The sequence below is a fragment of the Paenibacillus solanacearum genome (assembly GCF_910593845.1).
In the GTDB taxonomy this organism is placed as follows: domain Bacteria; phylum Bacillota; class Bacilli; order Paenibacillales; family NBRC-103111; genus Paenibacillus_G; species Paenibacillus_G solanacearum.
This window is the reverse complement of record NZ_CAJVAS010000004.1, coordinates 126,229-145,162: the sequence shown is the minus strand read 5'-3', so window position 1 is coordinate 145,162 and position 18,934 is coordinate 126,229. Positions and strand designations below refer to the sequence as shown.

Genomic DNA, 18,934 nt, shown 5'->3' with positions numbered 1-18,934 from the left:
ACGCTTCGAAGCCGGAGCTTGCGGGTGGCGTCACGATATATAAAGGAGTGGATGGAAGCCATGAAAGTGTTATTTGCCGCGTCAGAAGCCGTGCCGTTTGTGAAGACGGGAGGACTTGCCGACGTAATCGGCTCGTTGCCCAAGGAACTCGCCAAGCTTGGAACGGATGTACGTGTCATGCTGCCGAAGTACGAGGACATTCCTCTTCATTACAAGGAGCGGATGGAGCGGATCGCCGAATTTCAGCTGCAGATGGGCTGGAGGCAATTGTATTGCGGGGTATGGAAGCTGGATATGAACGGCGTCATCTTTTATTTCATCGACAATGAGTTTTATTTTACCCGCAAGGGCTGCTACGGATACGGCGACGATGCGGAACGATTCGCGTTCTACTGCCGGGCCGTGCTTGATTCGCTGCAGCACATCGATTTCGTGCCGGACGTGCTGCACTGCCACGACTGGCAGGCGGGCATGATTCCGGTGCTGTACCGGGCGCACTTCAGCCACCAGCCGGCATATGCGCATATCCGCACGGTGATGACGGTACATAATTTAAAGTACCAGGGCGTGTTCGGCAAAGAGCAGTTCCAGGACTATTTCGCACTCGGGGAAGAGCATTTCAGCGGATACGCGCTGGAGCTGCACGGCGGAGCCAGCTTCATGAAGGGCGGCTTGCTGTATTCCGACTTCATCACGACCGTCAGTCCGACGTATGCGGAAGAAATTCAGACGCCGTACTACGGCGAATTTCTGGACGGGCTGCTGCGCAGCCAGCAGTACCGGCTGCAGGGGATTATTAACGGGCTCGATTACGATGAGTTCGACCCGATGACCGATCCGCACGTTACGACCCATTACCGCGATTCGCTGACCAAGAAGCAGCTCAACAAGCTGAAGCTGCAGGAGCGGCTCGGTCTGCCGGTCCGTAAGGACATTCCGCTGATTGCGCTGGTGACCCGGCTTGTAGATCAGAAGGGCATCGCCCTGATCGACCGCGTCATCGCCGAGCTGATGGAGCTGGACTTACAGTGGGTCGTGCTGGGGACGGGGGAGCCGCAGTTCGAGCGGCTGTTCCGCTGGGCGGCGGACGCGTATCCGGACAAGCTGTCCGCGAACTTGTTGTTCGACGAGGCGCTGGCCCGCCAAATTTACGCCGGGTCGGATCTGTTCTTGATGCCGTCGCTCTTCGAGCCGTGCGGCATCGGCCAACTGATTGCGATGCGCTACCGCAGCGTGCCGATCGTGCGGGAAACCGGCGGCTTGAAGGACACCGTCACGCCGTATAACGAGGCGACCGGGGAAGGCACCGGCTTCAGCTTCGCCAACTATAACGCTCACGATATGCTGCACACGATTCGGAGAGCGGTTCGTCTGTATCATGAGCCGGACGTTTGGGACAAGCTCATGGCGAACATGAAGAAAAAAGATTTCAGCTGGCGTAAATCGGCGCAGCAGTATGCCGAGCTGTACGGCAGATTGGCGGCCGGGGTATAATGGCAGGAGGATGTTACAGGAAACCGATGTCCATCACGGATGTTGGTTTTTTCCTTTGAAAGGAGGCAGCGCATGAAGATACGGATCAAGTTGTCGGTAGCAGGGGAGCTCGTGAAGGAAGCCGACGTGGACGTGGCGGATGCGAAGATGGAAGAATTGACCGAGGAAGAGAAAGAGAATGCGGTAGAAATCATTGTACGCGACTGGGCAGACAAGCATTTGCAGATCGAGTGGGAAACGGAACTGAATGCCGACCCGGACATGGAAGAAGAGTAACTGCAATACGAGTTCAAGAGGGGAGAGTTGCGTTTGCTGACCTATGTATTAACCGATTTGGACGGTACGCTGCTTCGATCCGACGCGACGCTGTCCGACTTCTCGCGGAGCCTGTTGACCCGCGCGCTGGAGGACGGCCATGTGATCAGTTACGCAACCGCGCGCAGCTATACCAGCTCCATGAATGTCGTGTCCTCCGTGCCATGGAGATATCCGGTTGTGCTGTATAACGGAGCGCTTCTCTACGATCCGGTCAATCGCAGCGTGGTGGACGGACATTTTCTAAGCGAGTCGGCGGCGCTCGAGATTATTGAACTGGGACGGGCGCACGGCGTCGCGCCATTATGGTTTGCGCTTGATGCGGAAGATCGGGAAATTGTGCTGCATGAATCGATGACACGGACAGGCGACAGGCAGTTTCTCGCCAGCCGGCCGGGAGATCCGCGATTTCGCGAACAGCCGTCTCTGACGCCGCTGCCCGGAATGCGCACGCTGATGCTCACTTACATCGGCTACGAGCGGGAGCTGGAACCGCTGCGCAGGGCGGCAGCGGAGAAGTTTGGCACGCATGTACATATGAATATGATGCCGGACCGTTATATACAGGACCATTATTTTCTGGAATTCAGCGATGCGCAAGCGAACAAGCGGGAAGGACTGAAGCTGTGGGCGCGGCTCGTAGGGGCTTGTCCGGAGCAAGTTGTCGTGTACGGAGACAATCTGAACGACACGGGGCTATTCGAAGCCGCCGGACGCAAGGTAGCCGTGGCCAATGCGCATCCGGTTCTTCTCGGGCAGGCCGACCGCGTGGCGGCCAGCAACGACGAAGACGGCGTCGCCTGCGATCTCGAGCGCGAACTGTTCCGAGGCAGAAGCTTGTCCGAATGAGCGGCGCGTTTGCCGGTATGGCTTCGGCATTGACGGAACAGTCAGGCCTTGGGCTGTAACCCAAGGCTTGATTTGCCGTGTATGTAACGCCTCACACACGGCTGGCGTCGTCGTAATACATCGTCTCTTTGTTGAAGGAGCGGTTAATATTCAAGAACGTATGCAGCAGTTCAAAAAGTTCGGATTGATTCAACTGTACGTGCAGCGGCGCGGCCGTTTCCGTTCCTTCCGACATTTGCAGCATAATCGATTTGCGTTCCGGATTCATTTGGATTTCGAGCGTTTCTTTTTTCCATACGCTTTCCCACATGTCAAGACCACCATCCTTTCGTGTTGTCCGTAAGCCCCGAAAAACTGGGACGAATAGAGTATATGCGCGACTTGGCCGAATATGTGGAGGCCGACTTTGGTGTTGTGAAAATTTTTCAGGCAAGCTCGCATAAGAACGGAAAGTGCCGTACATAATACTTTTACAGCACTCGATAAAGTGCTTTCACACCCAACTTAGGAGGTCATACTTATGGCAACAGGTCAATCTCGCTCCAGCAACCAATTGGTGGTACCTCAAGCAACAGCAGCGTTGGAGCAAATGAAGTATGAAGTCGCACAAGAATTGGGCATTCAAATTCCGCAAGACGGATACTACGGTTTCATGGCTACGCGCGATACCGGCGCAATCGGGGGCCACATCACTCGCCGCTTGGTTCAAATCGCAGAACAACAACTTTCTGGAAACAGACTCAGATAAGCTGCTTCATCAGCGCATGAAAGCCGGGAGAATTCGTTCTCCCGGTTTTTTGCTGTCACAGCACTGTTCAATCCTTCCTGCATCTGGTAAAGTGATACTGTCGAACAAACACGATTGCTTAAGGCACAGGAGGATCTCATGGCAGCGAATACATATGAAGGTTTGTATCAAGGAGAGAAAGCCGTTTGGCTGGAAGCCGGCCCCTACCAGGCAGCCGTTCTGCCGGAAATCGGCGCCAATCTGATCGCATTTCGCGACACGGTCAAGCAGTACCGGTTCTTGCATGAGCCGACGGCGGAGGAGATGGAGTCCTTCAAGGCCAAGCCGGTCATTCACGGGATTCCGGTGCTGTTTCCGCCGAACCGTTACGAAGACGGGAAGTTTCCTTGGAACGGCAAAGTCTATTCGTTTCCGGTGAACGAGCCGAGCACGGGCAACCACCTGCACGGATTTTTGCATGTCATTCCGTGGGCTGTCGAAAGCTGCTCCAGCAGCGAGACGGAGGCGCGGGTCACGCTGGTGCAGCGCGTCACCGAGAGCCATCCGGTCTACGCTTATTTCCCGCACGCGTTTACGATCCGGCTTCACTATACGCTCAGCGAGGATGGCCTGCAGCAGCAGGTTACGGTCCGCAATGACGGAACCGAATCGATGCCTTGCCTGCTGGCGTTCCACACGTCGATCAACGCGCCGTTCGCCGAGGGCAGCACTGCCGCCGACTGCACGTTCACGATGACGATCGGCCAGCGCTGGGAGCTGAGCGGGCGCATGCTGCCGACAGGCAAGTTCCAGCCGCTGAAGCCCGAAGAAGAACGGATGAAACAGGGCGGCGTGTCGCCGTATTTTGAAGCGATGGACAACCACTATACCGCAGTGCCGCAGAACGGGCGGAACCGGATGGAGCTGACCGATACGCGTCTGAACGTGAAGCTGGTATACGATGTCGGCACGGCGTACAAGCAGTGGATGATATGGAACAACAACGCCGGCGGCCGCTTCTTTTGTCCGGAACCGCAGGTGAACCTGGTCAACGCGCCGAACGTGGAGCTGCCGGCCGAGGAGATCGGCTTGCATGCGCTGGAGCCTGGAGCGATCTGGGAAGCATCGTCCAGATTGTATGCGATCGAAGCGTAGCAGTACATCCGGTTGGAAGGGTATGCACTGCCAAAGGCAAGGATAAACTTGCCAAATGAACTGCGGTATGATATTTTTACATTATTATGCATGAATGGAGGTGAGGTAGGATGAATCAAGAGCTGGTGAATAGCCGTGTTAGCCAATTGCCTATTGCGATGGCTGGCATCGTTCATGGTTTTGCAAAAGACGGGAGAAGTCTGTCTATCGATAACCATACGCATTCACCACTCGCGAAAAGATTCCTACCTTAACCGCATCGGAGCGTTCCGAAAGCCGTAGGGAATTTTTCCTACGGCTTTTTTGTATGGCGGGATAGGATCTTTCGAATCCAAGGAGGATCCCCATGTTACTTGTTCACGGTCAACATATAAAGAAATATAACGGTACGCAGCTCGTATTGGATGATGTGACGATTGCGATTCACGAAGGCGAGCGAATCGGGCTCGTCGGCCGCAACGGAAGCGGCAAATCGACGCTGCTGCGGCTCATTGCGAAGCTAGACCAACCGGACGAAGGGCAGCTCGCGGTGCGCAAAGATACGCAAATCGGCTATTTGGCGCAAATGCCTGCCGAATGGGAGAAATGTACGGTCTACGAAGTGCTCGCTACCCCCTTTCGCGATACGATCGCCTGCCGAACCGGCATGATGGAGCTGGAACGGCAAATGGCCGATCCGGATATCGCTAGCCATGCTGGCCGGCTGGAACGCTGTTTGCAGCTGTATGCACAGCTGCAGGAGCAGTATGAGCGAGGGGGAGGCTACGAGCTGGAGGCCAGCATTGATAAGGTGGCGACAGGGCTTCAGATCGATCGCAGCATGTACGAAAGGGAGTACGCCTCGCTATCCGGCGGCGAGAAGACGAAGATTGCTCTGGCGTCTCAACTGATCGGCCAGCCGGATGTGCTGCTGCTCGACGAGCCGACGAATCATTTAGACATGTCCGTAGTCGAATGGCTGGAGCAGTTTTTGAACAAATATGAAGGCGCATGCCTGATCGTATCCCATGACCGGTATTTTTTGGACCGCGTGGCGGACAAAATCGTGGAGCTGGAAGATGGCGAGTCTTGCACGTTTCATACGAACTACTCCGGCTATGTGAAGGAGAAAGAGGAGAAGCTGCTTCAGCAGTTCGCCGAATACCAGGAGCAGCAAAAGAAGATCCACAAAATGAAAGAAGCGATCAAGCAGTTGATCGAGTGGGGACGCATCGGCGGTTATGAGAAGTTTTTTCGCAGGGCGGCTTCGATGCAGAAGGCGCTGGACCGGATGGAAAAGATCAAACGGCCGGTGCTGGAGCCCAAAGGAGCGGAGTTTGATTTGAAGCTGTCGGAGCGTTCGGGCCGGCGAGTTATTCGCTTCGAAGACATTTCCAAGGCATACGGCGAAGCTCGCTTGCTGAACCGGGCGAGCGGCATGCTGGAGTACGGGGAAAAGGTGATGCTGATCGGCAGCAACGGATCAGGGAAAACGACGCTGCTCAAGCTGATTCTCGGGGCAGAGCAGGCGGATGAAGGCATGCTCGACATCGGCGCTCGCGTTGAAATCGGTTATTTGGCGCAGCAGCAGTACCCGCCCGATCACGGCCAATCGGTGCTCGATTATTTCCGCGAGGAAGCGCGTATGGAAGAAGGCGAGGCGCGTTCCTGCCTGGCCGGCTACCTGTTCTACGGCGCTGACGTGTTCAAGTCGGTCGGCACGCTTTCGGGTGGCGAGTGGACGCGGTTGAGGCTGGCCCTGCTCGTGCTGCGCAAGCCGAACCTGCTCCTGCTTGACGAGCCGACGAATCATATGGACATCGCATCGCGCGAGGCGCTGGAGGAGGCGCTTGCGGAGTACCCGGGGACGGTGCTCGCCGTGACGCATGACCGTTATTTCATCAACCGGATGGCCGATAAAATATGGGAGCTTGATCGCGGGAACATTACCGTGTTCCTCGGCGGCTTCGACGCGTATAAAGAGAAAAGCGCGGAGCTCCGGTTGCGGGCCGAGCAGCAGAGTTCCGATCCTGGCTTGCAGTCCGGCGGCGCCGCTCCGGCCGGCGGGAGCGGAAGCGGGAGCCAAGCCGCCAAGCGGCGCGAACGCGGCGAGCAGGCTGAGGGAGCCGATGCAGCCCGCAAAGCGCAGCGCCTGCGCGAGCAGCTCGAGCTGTCGATTGCCCGGGAAGAAAGCCGCTTAGCCGCGCTTGATGCGTCGCTGGAAGACACCGCCTCGCCGACGTCCGCCGCGGAGCTGTCTGCGCTGTGGTCCGAGCGGGAGGCGGTGCAGGCCGAGCTGGACCGGCTGTACGGGCAGTGGATGCGGCTGGAGGGGGAGTAGGGACGTTCCCTGACGCGCCCAGGCCAGCGGAACAGGCGCGTTCCCGCGGAGCAGCCGGAGGCGAGGGCGGCCTATGGCTGCTTGCCGAGTGAGCGCGCGCTGCACGCCAAGCGGCTTGCCGGACTGCAGGTGCGTCAAACATGGTGTTTGCCGCTGTACTTTGATAAAATATGGCTAAACATGCTTACGGAGGCGATCACGATGAGTCACACAGACAGCAACGGGCACAACAAGGAGCTGGCCACATTTGCGGGCGGGTGCTTCTGGTGCATGGTTTCGCCGTTCGAGGAGATGCCCGGCATTATTAGCGTCACGTCGGGCTATACCGGCGGCCATACGGAAAATCCGACATACAAAGAAGTGTGCTCGGATGCGACCGGTCATACGGAAGCCGTCCAAATCGAATTCGATCCGGCGATTTTTCCATATGCGAAGCTGCTCGATATTTTTTGGCAGCAAATCGATCCGACCGATGCCGGCGGCCAGTTCCATGACCGGGGATCTTCGTACCGGACCGCAATATTTTACCACACGGAGGAGCAGCGGCTCTTGGCGGAAGCGTCGAAGGAACAGCTCGATCGGAGCGGAAGATTTACCCGGCCGATCGTCACGCCGATTGTGCCGGCCGCGACGTTTTATCCGGCGGAGGAGTATCATCAGGATTATCACCGGAAGCAGCCGCTGCGGTACAAAATGTACCGGAAAGGCTCCGGCCGCGACGCTTTCATCGAGGAGCATTGGGCGGTGCCCAAAGATTTGAATGCATTGAAAAGCAAGCTGACGCCGATCCAATACGAGGTTACGCAGCGTAACGGCACGGAGCGGCCGTTTACGGGCGAATATTGGGATCACGATCAGGAAGGTATCTACGTCGACGTCGTGTCGGGAGAACCGCTGTTCAGCTCGCTGGATAAATATGACGCCGGCTGCGGCTGGCCGAGCTTCATGCGGCCGCTCGTGTCCAGTCGCATCAAGGAGAAGACGGACCTATCCCATATGATGGTTCGTACGGAAGTGCGCAGCAAGGAAGGCGATTCGCATCTCGGCCATCTGTTCCATGACGGCCCGGCCCCGGGCGGGCTTCGCTATTGCATTAATTCCGCAGCCTTGCGGTTCGTCGCGAAGGACGATTTGGAGAAGGAAGGGTACGGGGAATTCCGGCATTTGTTCGATCGGAAGAGCTAAGCGGTCTATAGCGTAACGGTACGACAATGAACAGGAGGGCGAACCGGATGAAGGCGCTTATCGTAATTGATTATACGTTCGATTTTGTGGAGGGGCGGCTGCCCTGCGGCCAGCCGGCGATCGACATTGAGGGCCGCATCTCGGAGTTGACGGAGCAGTTCGTCCAGGCCGGCGATGATGTGGTGATGGCTGTCGACTTGCATGACGACGAAGATGCGTATCATCCTGAGCATCGGCTGTTTCCGCCGCACAATATTCGCGGAACGGCGGGAAGACAGCTTTACGGCAAGCTGGATGAAGTGTACCAGGCGAACCGCGACTCGATTTACTGGATGGACAAAACGCGATACAGCGCCTTTTGCGGCACGGATCTGGAGCTTCGGCTCCGCGCGCGCGGCATTCAGGAGCTGCATCTTGTCGGCGTATGCACCTTATCTTTATGGAAGTGTGCATAACTAATAATGTACATAATTGATAGATTGAAAAATGTTGTGATCCCTTTTATATTAAAGGGATTATTTTCATTTTTATGAAATCTAGTTAAAGGCAGGGGTGTGCATAATAGTATCGACAAATTTATACATATTGTGATAGGATGGCAGGGTAATAGATGGTTTTAGGGGGCTCATATGATGGGGGAGATTATCAGATTAAATCCAAATGAAAACCTCAAGTTTACTTATAGAAGTACTAAGCTAGTGATCGGACAGAAGAAAGGAAAAGACATTGTTCAGGATTACATATTGATAGTGTTGATGAATAAGGATAACAAAAGAGAAAAGGTCCACCCGCTTACAAGCTTTATATATGATAACTGGAAACGAAAGGGGTACAACACTCAAGTAGCCAGAGCGAAGCACTTGGTTGTGTTCCTAAACCATATATTCTTCAAATACAACAGAATATTAAAAATCAAATCACTCCGAGATTTAACCTTCGATCACGCGATACATTTCTTGGAGACTAAAGCATCCGAGGGTAATTATGAATCTACGGTGAATTCATACAGTTCAACACTTACACACTTCTATCTCTACTTAGCAAAAAAGGGTATTTTAAGGAACTACTCCTACGAATACATAGCTCAATTGGCATTGCCTAAAGGGGAAGAAAAGGAAATCAGTAGTCTCTTCAAAGACGAAATCTCCATAGTGAATAAAAAGCCTAAGGCACCGGAAAAAATTAGAAAGATTGCAGACGAACATATTATCCCTTTTGTGGCAACAGCCATTGAAATAGCACCGGATATTGCTCTTGGTCTCTATATCTGCTTTTTCGGGGGGGTGAGGGGTTCAGAAGTCCTTTCAATTAAACGTTCGGAGATAAAAACTAAGGGTGTTAAAGGCGAAGGTGGCTTAATTTTAAAATTAGATACTGACGTTAAGTTTGCTAAAGGGAGCGGTAATCGTGTAAAGACTCCTGGGAATCAAGCGGTACAAGCATATCAAGACTTATTGGGAGAGTTGTATCAATTCCATCTAAAACATTTTCCCGAACCGATTGACGGAAGCGATAGTCTGTTGGTAAATCGTCGGGGTGAAGCGATGCAATATCAGACCTTTAGAAACAGGTTTATAGAGGTGAAAGAAGCCTTTATCAAGCAATTGTCCGACTCCGAAAGTCCGACAGATAAAATATATGCTCTAAATTATATGTCTCTTCCTTGGAACACCCATATTGGTCGAGGTACTTACAGCAACTTAGTAGCTGAACAATGTAAAAATGTACTCGAACTTATGGTGGCTAGACGAGATGGTTCCCCGAAGTCAGTGTTGCCATACTTGGCTGGTTCATCAAAAATCATTGTACCTGTCAATAACAGCTTAGAAAGAATGTATGAGGGTGATCACACTAATGGCGAGAACTAGGCGGAATAACATACTTGTGTCGGGTGAAGTCTGTGTATCCAAATCAGCGGCTAGTAAAGCTATCGGAAAAAGTGATATTTTAAAATTCACACTTGGTTTAAAGCAGGTTGAAATTAATGGGGGAATTTATATAAGCGAAAAATCGCTAAATGATTATCTGGCTCACAAACAATACTTGGACGAAAACTATTCTACGAAGATAAAGGTGCGAAGGGAACTAGGATTAGGGCAAGACGAGTTGGATATCTTACTGACAAAAGTAATTCCAATCGGAATGTTGTGTTGGTTGGGCGACAGAACAAGTATTTTTATACCGCGGCGTTACGTTGAAATATTAAGAAGCAGAACAGGATTAAAGCAGTCTGCCGAGTTCGTGGCTAGTGATGAAATTATGAAACTGTTAGGAATTAGAGATCATAGGGTATTGAGACGAATAAGGGACGAAGGTTTAATTGGAGAAACCTTATCGGAATCAAATATATTCTACAACCGTCGAAGCAGTGTTTTGTCACTTAAAACTGAACTCGAAAAAGAAGATAAGTATATTAAAGAGAACAATTTAATTCCTTCACAAGAGGCGGTAAAGTATTTTCCGTATGATAAGACCGTACATAGAAGTTCCGTATATCACTTTATTAAATCAAGGGGGATTATCCCATTTGAACGGAAATATAAAGTTCAAAAAGAACATAATACATACTACATCCCCGAAGAAGCCGTAAAAAAATATACGAAATCTATTGAAGTATTTGTCGATAATGATAACCCGATGGAAGTATTAAAACAGGGCATTGACAATATTAGCATCCCCCCACAAGTAAAAGTGACGATGGAATGGTTTGTTCGGTATGCAAATCGAACGCTCGCAAACAGTAATGGAAATTTAAGAACCAGAACCTTGTTTGCAAGGGCTTTGGTGAATCGTGCAAGTATGTTTTGTGAAGTATTAAAAAAGGAATTGTTCGATTACTCAGATATTGAACTGGAACAGTTATATGATTGGGATACGCTTAAACAAAAAGACAAGGCGATAATGTCAAGGTTTTTGAATTATCTTAGGATCAATTTGAAAACAAAATACCAAAAGAAATACACGGTAAAGGATATAAAATTGAATAATGAAAAAGATGAGATATATGAGTTTGATACGTTTCTTGCCTACTATGTTTACGTGAAAGATGTAGAGAAACATTGCCAAACTGCCATGCAGGACAGAATATATGCCTCAGCGTGGTTGCATGTCCTTTTAACTACCGTTAATGGTTGGAGACCGTCTGACCTAAATTTATTGCCAAACATTGAAATACACCATTTGGGTATCGATTCATTAGACTATTTTGAGTTCCATCGACTGACAAAACCACAATCGGATTCTATTTTATACCAGATAGATAAAATGAACTTAACCTACTTCGAGGTAAGCAAGAATCAGTTTAAAAGAAATTTTTATGTCAATAACAGCTTGAGAATGAGCGTGGCAACGGCTTACGCAATCTGCCAACTGCATAATGAAAGGGAAAAGGACGAGTACATCATATTTTTTAATACAAAGCACAATCAATCATACAAAAGTGTATGGAAACATTTTTTTAACAAGACAAAATTATCAGAGTATAGCACGTTGAAAATGAATCGAAGCTTGCTTACATATCTCTATAACGACATAAAGGACAAATCCGGTGAATCATATCTTGCCTATATAGCTTCAATGGCAATTCGGAACCATGATTGGGGAAACGAAATATCGGAATTCGGAATGAGCGAAACGACAAAAGGATATCTGCGTCAAATAAGCAAAGAAGGAATGATGGATAATGCTGTCGTAGAACTCTTTAACCGAGGAGAGTTCGGATATTTATATTATTTAATCACAGAGGGTGCCAAAACCGAATGTGGTAAGAACTTAACAATGTCTCAGGAGACAACTTTAATCAATCACATACAAACACAGCTTACCCCGAGAGGACTAGAGTCACTTGCGGATTTTTTAGCATTCTCAGAAAGCCGAAGAACGACATTAGCAACAGAGGTTTCAAAACTCAATGGTACTCAATTACGGAAAATGATTGATCAAATTTATTTGGGACACTTGCCTTCAAAGTCGAAAAATGTACAATGCTTCAAGCATCCATGCCCGTATCCGGCAAAGTCAGAGAACGACTGTATTTCTTGTGAGTATGGAATACCGTTTGCCGCTGTCATGGGTTCGATAGCAAATGAGTTGAATCTGAGGATTCAAAATATATTAAACGAAAACAACTTTGCGAATATGTTACGGGATAGAAGTGTTATTCATAGTCTAATGGAAAGAGTGAGAGAAGCAGTAAAGGATCTGGGAGTTGAATATGTGGAGGAATATTTGAACTTAACTGACCTACAAGAGCAATTGGGGATGGTATCGGAGAGGATTGAAAGCATTAAACGGGCACACCGAGCTGAACTAGAAGGGTGAGATAATGAAGCAACCATTATTTCAAAAGGTGCTTTCAACCGAAAGTGGCGGGAAGATATTCCGGTCAGAATCAACTGCGATATATGAGGAAATGTCCAAAACGGATGTTCGTGAGAAATTTGCTTCATTGAAACAGGACGGGATTGTTGTAAGTAGTAAGTTTGAAGACTTGTTATGGGACACAAAAGACGGATACAACTTGAATTTCATTCAGATTAAGGATAAGGAGCTACTTAGAGCTGTAAGGACATACGCTATCCTTTTGCTAGGACAACAAACCCCAAAAAGTGTTCAAAAGGCTTTAGGAGGCATTATCAATTGCTTAGTTTGCTCGAATGGTTTTCAAAAAGAGCCTGAACTGCTTGAAGAATACCTTGATGGATTCACAAGTGATGTTAAGCGGTACAATTATGCAAGAAGCACAGCACAGTTCCTGTGCTTTCTGAACTACGAGCACTATGAGGAATATATCGAAGTATTAAGAAAATTCGATCCTCCTGACGCGAACACAAGGACGCTGGTCGATTTTTCGGACTTGTTATTTTTTAGCGAAGTGTTAAATGATTTCGAAATGAATAGCGAGGCGGAAAGGAAGATGTCTTTCTTCCCCGTAATCTTGTGGTGGAGACTTACGAACATAATCCCTATGAGACCGTCAGAGTTTGCTGGAATAAAAACAGACTGTCTCAGCGTTATAAAAGGGAGACCATTTATCACGATTCCAAGGAAGAAACTTGATGTAAAAACATATGGTGCATTGGAAAAAGAGGATACACTTCCAATCAACGATTACATTTATGGGCTTGTTTCAGAAGCACAAAACATCAAACGTAAGATAGGGGACGCAAGTGGATTTCTGTTTTCCAAGCAATTCATTAACTATTTCGGGAAAATTAAACACAGGACGATTGACCACTGGACAGGTGAAACACAGCTAACAGTATATATTCATAAATTTTATGATGAAATCGTATCTGCCAACGCCAATGTAAGCGACGACCTGCAACGGATAAAACCTGGCGATACAAGACACTACGCGTTTATCAATATGAGACTCCAGGGATTTAATCCCTTGACAATAGCTCGAATGGGTGGTCACGCAAGAATCACCACACAGAACCACTATTTTAAACACTTAAATGAATACTCAGAGAGCTATGTCTATACTTTGACGAGACTTCGTTTTTTAAGGAATTTCAATAGTAAAGGGTCAATTATTGAAACCAATGAAAGTGCAGTTATCAGGAGAGGCAGAACCTTCACGAAGGATTCTTACCAACACTATTTTAAATTAGAGCCTTTTGGTGCTTGTGTGATTGATTTGATAAACCAAGGATGTGTGAACGGTGGTGATTGTCGTGGTTGTCCGCATTTCCATTTAGACATAGAGGAACAGCGGAATCCAAAGGCAATTGAATGGCTGACAGATTACTCTAATATCATTCAAACTCAGATTAACGAACAAATTAGTGTTATGAATCAATTAGCCAAGAACTCGAAATTTGATTTAAACAGATTGACTTGGTACGCCGAAATCGACGATGATTTTGAACAAAAAGACGAGGGTTTAGTTACGGCATCCAATAACCTAAAGAGTCTAATGAAAAAGAAATCAATGTGTGACGCAATCATTGAGGTGGCAAGCTATGAAAACTAAAAAAGTTGGTGCTCCCGACAAGTATTCTGACGAAATTTTACAACAAAAGTTAAATGAATTCTTGATTTCAAACACTGTAGCTAAATTGAATTATAGCAGTTTAGCGAAGGAGACAGGAATTCCAAGGCATGTTTGGATGCGTAGAATGAGCAAAGTTATCCAAAACATTAAAGAGCCGACACCAAAATTTTTTGGTGAGGTTAGAGAAGATTTAATTCTGCCAAACATACCGGAAATAATCGATAAAAATTGGAACAATCGAAACCAGATGATTAAGGACCTAATGCTTTTTGAAAAAATCATTAGAGACCTTTATCAAAAATCTAGGGATTATGAGAAGTTCGCAAATGAAAAAGAAAAAATGTCTGAAAAGATAAAGAAGCTTGAAGGCGAATTGAAACTAGCAAAGGCAGATGTAGACTACTATAAGAACGAATTATATAAAGTATCGATAAAGTCAAAAAAGACCTCGGAGCGGCTTAACAACAACTTACAAAATGTTTTGGAAATAACACCCTCTAAGCCGGAAACGATCGAAAAAGCTACATCAGGAGAGTTTGGTAAATACTTTGAAGGGTTATTTGACAAGGAGTAATTTTCACTTTGGATATCATTTTGCTTGATGTCACCAACTCATATATATAGTTACTAATTTTTGGCTTTATGCTATCTTATTACTAGAAAATAACAACAATTTCAGATTGGAGTGAACGAATAATATGACTGTTGAGTTAGAGCAATATGAGGAAAGAGTAGTTGTATTTATCGATATACTCGGCTTTAGAGAACATATCAAAAAGTCGGTGAATGATGCTGAATATTTTGTTAAATTGAGAGATACATTAAACATTATTTCCGAATTAAAAGATGAGAGTGATGATGAAACGAGAAGGCAGATTACGGTTTTCTCCGATTCGATTGTAATATCATATCCTGTCCAACTTCCTGGAGCTGTATTTGGGTGTTTACTAGATGTGGTTCATATTCAATTGGAAATGATGAGAATGGGTATATTAATGCGTGGAGGCATTGCTGTTGGTCAACTTTGCCACAATGATAACATTGTATATGGTCCAGCAATGGTAGAAGCTTATGAATTGGAAAGTAAGGCGGCTATTTATCCAAGGGTGATTGTAAGCCCGAAAGTTTTTGAAGCGGCGTTGCAAAACCCTGAAAATACGCCTGAAGAAGATTTGGAATATATAGATGGATTGCGTTTAAAAGATTGGGATGGAAATTGGTATGTAGATTTCTTGAGGCAACGACAAGAAGTTGATTATGAAATTGATTATTATAGAGCACTACTCACTATAAAAAGTGTAATAATAAGTGAGATAGAGAAAAATCAGCAGAAGGCTGATGTACTAATGAAGTACCAATGGTTAAAAAACTATTATAACGAAGTAGCAGAAGAACTTCCAGAAGATTTAGAGTTATTTATTGAGGAAAATGAAGAGATATAGTTCGGTTTGAGGGCGAGTATCAAAGTTATGTTTACTCGTCTTCGATACCATGACCGCATTTTTTACATGACGCTCTTCCCGAAGGACAGGCAGGGTGAACTTTGGTGATATTTTTCTTCGATTTTCATGGGAAAAAATTTTTGTATGATTCTAAGCATAGTTAATCCTATTCATGGGTTATCTGTGCTTTTCTTATATCAATGGATTGATATCGAATTGAGCATTGGCGGGGTTTTAGAATATACAGGTAAACTCGTTAAAGCAAACGACGAAGTGACCGAATTAAAAGATGGGTTTTATCTTTGGAGCAACTGTATAATTAAGTTAGGTAGATAAGAAAACGATTTTTCTCTTTTGGATGTTGTACGATTGCAGTCGCCTGCTTCGATGCGAGTCATGTCGAGAAGAGCGAAGAAGGTGATATTCATTTATTAATTCCGAATGCATCAAAGGCAGAGTCTTTAGGCATCCCTTTTTCTCGATTTTCTGTAACTCATTGTCGGAAATTGTTCTATTAAAACTCTTACAGCGGAGATATTTTCTGATAGAATAACTGTGACACCATTACTTTTACTTTAATCATACTTCAGTAGGAACTTTGGGGGAAATTCTCATGGATGAAAAGGTAACATCACAACAAATTAATGCTGTATTATGGCAGGCGGCAGATACATTCAGAGGAAAGATTGATTCGAGTACATACAAGGACTACATCTTGACGATGTTGTTCATCAAATATTTAAGCGATTCGTACAAAGAACATTTAGAAGAATATACGAAGCGTTATGACGGAGATCAGCAACGGATCCAGCGTGCTTTATCCCGAGAACGATTTGTGTTAGATGAGCTATCTACTTTTGACTATCTATATGGTAAACGTAATGACCCAGAGATCGGCGAAATCATTAATAAAGCATTGGAACGACTTGAAAATGAAAACACTGGGAAGCTACGCGGCGTATTTCGGAATATCGACTTTAACAGTGAGGCAACGCTAGGTAAGGCAAAAGAACGAAATGCAATGCTCCGTTCCTTATTGGAGGATTTCAATAAACTCACCTTGAAACCATCGATTGTTGGTAGTGAAGATGTCATCGGTGATGCTTATCAATTTATGATCGAGCGGTTCGCCTCGGATGCAGGCAAAAAGGGCGGAGAGTTCTTTACGCCCTCAATGGTATCTGAACTTCTTGCACGACTGGTTAAACCGAAAGAAAATGACCGCATCTATGACCCAACTTGCGGCTCCGGCTCCTTGCTGATTAAGGTAGCGAATCAGGTGCCGAATAAAAAGGTAGCTATTTACGGACAAGAAAGAAACGGGCAAACTCACTCACTAGCTCTCATGAACATGTACTTGCATGGAATTGACGACGCGAAAATCGAGTGGGGCGATACATTATCCAATCCACTTCACCTTGAAGATGGAAAGCTCATGAAATTTCAAGCTATCGTAGCCAATCCGCCATTCTCGCTCGATAAATGGGCAATGGGCTTCGCAGGTGAAGGCAGCAATGATGAGAAGTTTAAGATGGAAGCAAGTCTTGATCAACACCGTAGGTTTGAATGGGGAGTACCACCTTCGTCTAAGGGTGACTATGCATTCGTCCAGCATATGCTGTACTCATTAGCTGAGAATGGTCGCATGGCAACGATATTGCCTCATGGTGTTTTATTTAGAGGATCAAGTGAAGAGAAAATCCGTCAGCAGATTATTGAAATGAACTTACTTGATGCAGTCATCGGGCTTCCAGAGGGGCTATTCTTTGGAACCAGTATTCCAGCATGTATCATGGTCTTCAAGAAGGATCGTAAACGTAAAGATGTTCTTTTCATTGATGCTTCCGGAGAGGATAATTACGAAAAGGGTAAGAACCAGAATAAGCTTCGAGAAGAAGACATCCAGAAGATCATAGAGACTTACGACAAGTACGAGACCATAGAGAAATACTCGTATGTTGCGACAATTGATGAGATAAATGAAAATGATTATAACCTGAACATTCCACGTTATGTGGATACGTTTGAGGAAGAAGAACAAGTCGATATGGTTCGGGTGAAGGAGAATATTTCGAGTATTAAGCGGGAGCTTCAAAAAGTCGAGGCACAGATGGAAAAATGCCTTGATGAGCTTGGATTGTAGGTGAATTTAATGAATTACTCGGTAATGGAAAGACTGGAAGAACTAAAGAATGGTATTGTACCCCGAGGTTATGAAAAAACAGATATCGGTATTTTTCCGGATGATTGGAAGATAGTTCCGCTTTCAGAAGTGGTTAGAGTTTTTAGAGGTGCGAGTCCGAGACCAAAAGAAGATCCCAGATATTACGGAGGAAATATTCCAAGGCTATTAATCGAAGATGTGACAAGGGATGGAAAATATGTGTTTCCATCTGTTGATAGTCTAACTGAAGAAGGGGCAAAAAAAAGCCGTTATTTACCTAAAGGGTCTTTGGTATTGAGTTGTTCTGGAACAAGAGTTGCTATACCAGGAATACTCGGTATACCTGCTTGCATACATGACGGATTCTTTGGCTTTGATGATTACAGAGGCTTGTTGCCCGAATATTTATATTACTTTTTCGAACATTTACATGAGAAGATGCAGTCTTCTGCTACAAAGGGTGGAGTATTCAATAATTTAACAACTCAAATAATGAAGGAAATGCTGATTCAACTACCCAGTATGAAAGAACAACAGCTTATTGCTGAAGTGTTTAATACTTGGGACAAAGCAATTGAGCTAAAAGAAAAGCTAATCGAGCTGAAAAGAGAACAGAAAAAGGGTTTATTGCAAAAGTTGTTGATGGGGAAAGTCAGATTGCCAGGATTTGAAGGGAAATGGAAAGAAGCTTCTTTAGATAAATTTATCCAAGAATATAAGGGTAAATCTACTGTGCCGAATCAGTTCCCAATATTAACTTCTTCAAGAAGAGGATTAATGTTACAATCTGAATATTACTCAAATAATCAAGTAACAACTAATGATAATGTGGGATATAATATTATACCACAAGGTTATATCACATATCGTAGTCGAAGTGATGATGGGAAATTTGTTTTTAACAAGAATACTATTGTTGATTATGGTATTGTTAGTTACTTTTATCCTGTATTTAAGTTTAATGACAAAGTATGTGGCGATTTTATCTTAGAGTTATTAAATTTTACGATTGAGAGACAAGCAAGTTCATTTGTTGAAGGAACGGCACAAAAAGTATTGTCACTAAAAAAATTAGGCACGTTTAAATATTTAATTCCAAATGTTGAAGAACAAGAGGCAATTGCAAAAGTGCTTAATCTTGTTTCTAAAGAAATAACGTTACTTGAAAGTGAACTAGAAACTGTAAAACATCAAAAACGGGGTCTCATGCAGTTATTTCTAACCGGAAAAGTGAGGGTAAAGGTTTAACCTTTGCCCTTTTTCCATAAATCCTGAAGCTTGGAGG

At 46.2% G+C, this 18,934-nt stretch carries 16 protein-coding genes and 1 pseudogene; 16 read left to right on the top strand and 1 reads right to left on the bottom strand.

Annotation, left to right across the window (positions count from 1 at the left end):
* Positions 1–60: 60 nt before the first annotated feature.
* The 3 genes from glgA to KXG62_RS06615 all read left to right on the top strand — a co-directional run bounded on the left by glgA (position 61) and on the right by KXG62_RS06615 (position 2,658).
* Complete coding sequence (gene glgA, locus KXG62_RS06625) at positions 61–1,494, top strand: glycogen synthase GlgA (RefSeq protein WP_218091147.1); 1,434 nt, start codon at positions 61–63, stop codon at positions 1,492–1,494.
* Positions 1,495–1,566: 72 nt separating this feature from the next.
* Positions 1,567–1,770, top strand: coding sequence for a hypothetical protein (locus tag KXG62_RS06620; RefSeq protein ID WP_218091146.1), 204 nt, complete (start codon positions 1,567–1,569; stop codon positions 1,768–1,770).
* A gap of 33 nt (positions 1,771–1,803) precedes the next feature.
* Complete coding sequence (locus KXG62_RS06615; RefSeq protein WP_246627322.1) at positions 1,804–2,658, top strand: HAD-IIB family hydrolase; 855 nt, start codon at positions 1,804–1,806, stop codon at positions 2,656–2,658.
* 91 nt (positions 2,659–2,749) lie between these two features.
* Here KXG62_RS06615 and KXG62_RS06610 read toward each other — a convergent pair whose 3' ends face one another.
* Complete coding sequence (locus KXG62_RS06610) at positions 2,750–2,968, bottom strand: hypothetical protein (RefSeq protein WP_218091144.1); 219 nt, start codon at positions 2,966–2,968, stop codon at positions 2,750–2,752.
* Between the two features lie 210 nt (positions 2,969–3,178).
* On the opposite strand from KXG62_RS06610, the gene KXG62_RS06605 reads away from it, so the two are divergent.
* The 13 genes and pseudogenes from KXG62_RS06605 to KXG62_RS06545 all read left to right on the top strand — a co-directional run bounded on the left by KXG62_RS06605 (position 3,179) and on the right by KXG62_RS06545 (position 18,897).
* A complete protein-coding gene (locus KXG62_RS06605) occupies positions 3,179–3,406 on the top strand; it encodes an alpha/beta-type small acid-soluble spore protein (RefSeq protein ID WP_218091143.1) in 228 nt (75 codons plus the stop codon).
* A gap of 138 nt (positions 3,407–3,544) precedes the next feature.
* Positions 3,545–4,540 carry an aldose 1-epimerase gene (locus KXG62_RS06600; RefSeq protein WP_218091142.1) on the top strand — a complete coding sequence of 332 codons (996 nt, stop codon included), beginning with the start codon at positions 3,545–3,547 and terminating at the stop codon, positions 4,538–4,540.
* Between the two features lie 110 nt (positions 4,541–4,650).
* Positions 4,651–4,794 carry a hypothetical protein gene (locus KXG62_RS06595; RefSeq protein ID WP_218091141.1) on the top strand — a complete coding sequence of 48 codons (144 nt, stop codon included), beginning with the start codon at positions 4,651–4,653 and terminating at the stop codon, positions 4,792–4,794.
* Between the two features lie 92 nt (positions 4,795–4,886).
* A complete protein-coding gene (gene abc-f, locus KXG62_RS06590) occupies positions 4,887–6,860 on the top strand; it encodes a ribosomal protection-like ABC-F family protein (protein ID WP_218091140.1) in 1,974 nt (657 codons plus the stop codon).
* A gap of 201 nt (positions 6,861–7,061) precedes the next feature.
* The gene (gene msrA, locus KXG62_RS06585) at positions 7,062–8,045 is read left to right on the top strand and encodes a peptide-methionine (S)-S-oxide reductase MsrA (RefSeq protein WP_218091352.1); all 984 of its coding nucleotides are present in this window, start codon (positions 7,062–7,064) and stop codon (positions 8,043–8,045) included.
* Between the two features lie 47 nt (positions 8,046–8,092).
* Positions 8,093–8,476: pseudogene (locus KXG62_RS06580) on the top strand (cysteine hydrolase family protein); the annotation flags it as partial.
* 198 nt (positions 8,477–8,674) lie between these two features.
* Positions 8,675–9,913 carry a hypothetical protein gene (locus KXG62_RS06575; protein WP_246627321.1) on the top strand — a complete coding sequence of 413 codons (1,239 nt, stop codon included), beginning with the start codon at positions 8,675–8,677 and terminating at the stop codon, positions 9,911–9,913.
* A gap of 16 nt (positions 9,914–9,929) precedes the next feature.
* Positions 9,930–12,365 (top strand): cell division protein FtsL, encoded by a 2,436-nt coding sequence (locus KXG62_RS06570; protein ID WP_218091138.1) that lies wholly within the window; start codon positions 9,930–9,932, stop codon positions 12,363–12,365.
* A 4-nt stretch (positions 12,366–12,369) separates the two neighbouring features.
* Positions 12,370–14,022 carry a tyrosine-type recombinase/integrase gene (locus KXG62_RS06565; protein WP_218091137.1) on the top strand — a complete coding sequence of 551 codons (1,653 nt, stop codon included), beginning with the start codon at positions 12,370–12,372 and terminating at the stop codon, positions 14,020–14,022.
* Entirely contained in the window at positions 14,012–14,617 is a 606-nt protein-coding gene (locus KXG62_RS06560; RefSeq protein WP_218091136.1) for a hypothetical protein, read from the top strand. The genes KXG62_RS06565 and KXG62_RS06560 overlap by 11 nt, the downstream gene beginning before the upstream one ends.
* Before the next feature lie 124 nt (positions 14,618–14,741).
* On the top strand, positions 14,742–15,485 hold the full coding sequence (locus KXG62_RS06555) for a hypothetical protein (protein ID WP_218091135.1): 744 nt from the start codon (positions 14,742–14,744) through the stop codon (positions 15,483–15,485).
* Positions 15,486–16,098: 613 nt separating this feature from the next.
* A complete protein-coding gene (locus KXG62_RS06550) occupies positions 16,099–17,628 on the top strand; it encodes a type I restriction-modification system subunit M (protein WP_218091134.1) in 1,530 nt (509 codons plus the stop codon).
* 9 nt (positions 17,629–17,637) lie between these two features.
* Positions 17,638–18,897: a restriction endonuclease subunit S gene (locus KXG62_RS06545; protein WP_218091133.1), complete on the top strand. Its 1,260-nt coding sequence runs from the start codon at positions 17,638–17,640 to the stop codon at positions 18,895–18,897.
* Positions 18,898–18,934 lie beyond the last annotated feature (37 nt).

What these genes read in the sequence shown, in the direction of transcription:
- glgA (WP_218091147.1), top strand. Translation starts at nt 61, where the DNA reads ATGAAAGTGTTATTTGCCGCGTCAGAAGCCGTGCCGTTTGTGAAGACG.
- KXG62_RS06620 (WP_218091146.1), top strand. Translation starts at nt 1,567, where the DNA reads ATGAAGATACGGATCAAGTTGTCGGTAGCAGGGGAGCTCGTGAAGGAA.
- KXG62_RS06610 (WP_218091144.1), bottom strand. Translation starts at nt 2,968, where the DNA reads ATGTGGGAAAGCGTATGGAAAAAAGAAACGCTCGAAATCCAAATGAAT.
- KXG62_RS06605 (WP_218091143.1), top strand. Translation starts at nt 3,179, where the DNA reads ATGGCAACAGGTCAATCTCGCTCCAGCAACCAATTGGTGGTACCTCAA.
- KXG62_RS06600 (WP_218091142.1), top strand. Translation starts at nt 3,545, where the DNA reads ATGGCAGCGAATACATATGAAGGTTTGTATCAAGGAGAGAAAGCCGTT.
- KXG62_RS06595 (WP_218091141.1), top strand. Translation starts at nt 4,651, where the DNA reads ATGAATCAAGAGCTGGTGAATAGCCGTGTTAGCCAATTGCCTATTGCG.
- abc-f (WP_218091140.1), top strand. Translation starts at nt 4,887, where the DNA reads ATGTTACTTGTTCACGGTCAACATATAAAGAAATATAACGGTACGCAG.
- msrA (WP_218091352.1), top strand. Translation starts at nt 7,062, where the DNA reads ATGAGTCACACAGACAGCAACGGGCACAACAAGGAGCTGGCCACATTT.
- KXG62_RS06575 (WP_246627321.1), top strand. Translation starts at nt 8,675, where the DNA reads ATGATGGGGGAGATTATCAGATTAAATCCAAATGAAAACCTCAAGTTT.
- KXG62_RS06565 (WP_218091137.1), top strand. Translation starts at nt 12,370, where the DNA reads ATGAAGCAACCATTATTTCAAAAGGTGCTTTCAACCGAAAGTGGCGGG.
- KXG62_RS06560 (WP_218091136.1), top strand. Translation starts at nt 14,012, where the DNA reads ATGAAAACTAAAAAAGTTGGTGCTCCCGACAAGTATTCTGACGAAATT.
- KXG62_RS06555 (WP_218091135.1), top strand. Translation starts at nt 14,742, where the DNA reads ATGACTGTTGAGTTAGAGCAATATGAGGAAAGAGTAGTTGTATTTATC.
- KXG62_RS06550 (WP_218091134.1), top strand. Translation starts at nt 16,099, where the DNA reads ATGGATGAAAAGGTAACATCACAACAAATTAATGCTGTATTATGGCAG.
- KXG62_RS06545 (WP_218091133.1), top strand. Translation starts at nt 17,638, where the DNA reads ATGAATTACTCGGTAATGGAAAGACTGGAAGAACTAAAGAATGGTATT.